The organism is Parabacteroides sp. CH2-D42-20 (genome assembly GCF_003670185.1).
Taxonomy (GTDB): domain Bacteria; phylum Bacteroidota; class Bacteroidia; order Bacteroidales; family Tannerellaceae; genus Parabacteroides; species Parabacteroides distasonis.
This window is the reverse complement of the sequence record NZ_RAYG01000069.1, coordinates 1-3,297: the sequence shown is the minus strand read 5'-3', so window position 1 is coordinate 3,297 and position 3,297 is coordinate 1. Positions and strand designations below refer to the sequence as shown.

The 3,297-nt window shown below is 48.7% G+C and carries 2 protein-coding genes and 2 pseudogenes; all 4 read right to left on the bottom strand.

The annotated features are described in order from the left end of the window. Window positions 1–140: 140 nt before the first annotated feature. Window positions 141–1,460, bottom strand: coding sequence for a nucleotide sugar dehydrogenase (locus tag D7V92_RS21645; RefSeq protein ID WP_121773775.1), 1,320 nt, complete (start codon window positions 1,458–1,460; stop codon window positions 141–143). A 213-nt stretch (window positions 1,461–1,673) separates the two neighbouring features. Beyond that, window positions 1,674–2,316: pseudogene (locus D7V92_RS21640) on the bottom strand (sugar transferase). A 72-nt stretch (window positions 2,317–2,388) separates the two neighbouring features. Then, window positions 2,389–2,535, bottom strand: a complete 147-nt coding sequence (locus D7V92_RS22345; protein ID WP_005856415.1) for a hypothetical protein — start codon at window positions 2,533–2,535, stop codon at window positions 2,389–2,391. Window positions 2,536–3,078: 543 nt separating this feature from the next. Continuing rightward, a pseudogene (locus tag D7V92_RS21630) lies at window positions 3,079–3,297 on the bottom strand (hypothetical protein); the annotation flags it as partial.

Here is a 3,297-nt window from a genome sequence, read left to right as displayed (position 1 = left end):
CGCAACAAATAAGGATAGGTCAGCAAGGGAAACAGAATCGTAAATACCTGCAATATGCTTAAGTAAGAGAAATTGGCCAATACGGTCTTGTTCCTACCTAGCCTTTCCTTCAAGAACCTCATCTTATCGAATAAAAATCCTTAATCCCTCCTAAAAATATCCCTCGTATAAACCTTGCCCACCACATCATCCAAGCAACCATCATAGCGATTGGCTATAATAGCATGGCTCATCTTCTTAAACCTAGCGAGGTCGTTCACCACGGTACTGCCAAAAAACGAGCTACAGTCCTCCAGTGTCGGCTCATAGACGATCACACGGGCACCTTTCGCCTTGATACGCTTCATCACGCCTTGGATAGAAGACTGACGGAAGTTGTCACTGTTCGATTTCATCGTCAGGCGATAGATTCCGATCACGCAATCCTTCTCCTCCGAGTGTTGAAAGTCGTTCTGGTCGCTGTAGCCGTAATAGCCGGCCTTGCGCAATATCTGATCGGCGATGAAGTCCTTGCGGGTACGATTACTCTCCACGATGGCGGTCATCATGTTCTGGGGTATGTCTTGGTAATTTGCCAACAGTTGCTTCGTATCCTTGGGTAGGCAGTAGCCCCCATAACCGAAGCTGGGGTTGTTGTAATGCGTACCGATACGGGGATCCAAGCCTACCCCTTGGATGATGGCTTGCGAATCCAATCCCTTCACCTCAGCGTAGGTGTCCAACTCATTGAAATAGCTGACACGCAAAGCCAGATAGGTATTGGCGAACAGCTTCACCGCCTCCGCCTCTTTCATGCCCATGAACAGGGTGGGGATGTCCTGCTTGATGGCCCCCTCCCGCAACAAGGCGGCAAAGGTATGCGCAGCCTCTTCTAAGGCCGAAATATCGGCGATGCGACGGATGGCCTCGTTCTCTTCCTTGAACCGCTCGTCGGCGATCAGCTTCGGATAACCAACGATGATACGGCTGGGATAGAGATTATCGTATAGAGCCTTGCTCTCGCGCAGGAACTCCGGGGAGAACAGCAGGTTGAAACTCTCAATCCCCTTATTGACATATTTTAGGTAAAGGCTCCGGCAATAGCCTACAGGAATGGTGGACTTGATCACCATCACGGCATGGGGATTGACACTCAACACCAAGTCGATCACATCCTCTATGTGGTGCGTATCGAAATAATTCCTTACCGGGTCGTAGTTTGTGGGAGCCGCAATGACAATGAAATCGGCATCACGGTATGCGGAGGCACCATCCAATGTAGCTGTCAATCGCAATTCCTTCTCTGCCAAGTATTTCTCGATATACTCATCTTGGATGGGAGACTGCCTACGGTTCAGTTGCTCCACCTTCTCCGGTACCACGTCCACCGCCATAACCGGATGATGCTGCGCCAGCAAAGTGGCGATACTCAATCCCACGTAACCGGTTCCGGCCACAGCGATCTTGATTTCTTTCGACATATTGTTGTTTGATTTATTACTACGTTCAATTTGTCCCAAGGCATGGGATACGGTACATTTCCAAGCCATTTACCCAATCAGGTAATAGTGACTTACCAAGTCCGTCAGATCTCATCCGGACCTTCACTGTCACCACCGCATTGTCGATGAGCCAGCCTTTCAGAACTTCCTTCATGATATTTTAATGGAATCACCATTCCCTGCTTTCTTTGTCTAGAATTTCTTCCCGAACGCAATGTTCAAGAACGTCTTCACCAATATCTTGAAATCGAACCACCACGAGCGGTGCTCCAGATAGAACAAGTCATAGCGTAATCGACGAAGCATCTTCTCCAGCGTATCCGTATAGCCGTTGTAGAGCGTGGCATACGAGGTCACCCCCGGACGGATCTGGTACAAGAAACGATAGCGGGGATCGCGTTCCATGATCTGGTCAATGTAGAACTTGCGCTCCGGACGGGGGCCGATGAAGGCCATGTCGCCGATGAAGACGTTCCACAATTGAGGCAGCTCGTCCAGATGATGCTCGCGCAGGAACTTGCCCACACGGGTCATGCGGGGATCCGCACCTCCCTTGTAAAGAGCAGGACCAAACTTCTCAGCGTCCAAACGCATGCTACGGAACTTATAAATGTTGAACGGGCGACCGAAACGACCGATACGCTCCTGCTTGAAAATGGCAGGACCGCCATCCTCGCGCCTTACGGCGATGTAACAGATCAAGAACAAAGGGGAGAATACAACCGGCGATAAAGGCCAAAAGGCAGTCCCCTATACGCTTCACGTTACGCTCGAAGGCGTTCATCCCATCTGAGATAAAATCAGTAGATTTTCCAAAACTCTCTTCTAAAATCATGGCTAGTTAATTAGTCGATGAAGGCAGGCACGAGGTTAAAACTTAATCTCATTTGCATAGCCCATCCTTAAATTATTTCTTTCCTCCGTTCATTTCCTCCTCTTTCTTATAATCGATATACCGTTCCAAGGCCTCACGTGCCAGACGACGGAAAAGTTCCTCGTCCGACAGATGGTCCCAAAGGAGATCTACCAAACGATAGTAAACGCTAAAGTGCATGTCCTTGCCTTTTTAAAAGAATTGTAAGTGTCACTGCCAATGCCTCCGCTTACGCGGATAATGGACTTGGTCAGTCTGGTGACTTGTAAAACCGTGGCGATGTAATCGCCCAAACGGGGAAATGATTGTCTGTGATACATGTCTGGTTTGTTATTATTTTTATACATCTATGTCCTTATGGATAGGCCCTAGTAATGCAAATAATGCAAGTAATGCAGCACCTTTTTCCCACACACGTGCGTACATTATATAAAACAAGAATTTTACACTAAACGATCACAAACAAGGCATGGAACGATCCGGATGAGAAACGCTGGATAGCCGTATGAAAGTTTGATTCGACATATATAATGTACACGTGCGTGTGTGGGAAAAAGGTGCTGCATTACTTGCATTACTTGCACCTGTTTTCCCCGGCATCGGTTCCATCCCGCACGTATATCGGCATCGACTCACGCCTACGTTCGTATAGGCCTACACCGATATACGTGTGGGGCGACGTCGATATACGTGTAAAACGATACCCTTATACGTATGCCACACTCATACGGTCTCGCTTAGCAATGGCAATCCCTCCACCTCTCTCTTATGCCAGCCTTGGTAATCAGACAGGGAAAAACCGGGGACGGTCAATTGCTTGTAATCCTTATCGTTTCTTCGCAAGATGTGCTTGCGGGCATACGAGCGGAGCGAACGATCCGTCACGGATACCATCACCACAGGAAACGGGTAGCCGAGCAAGCGCATCGGCGTAACCTCGCT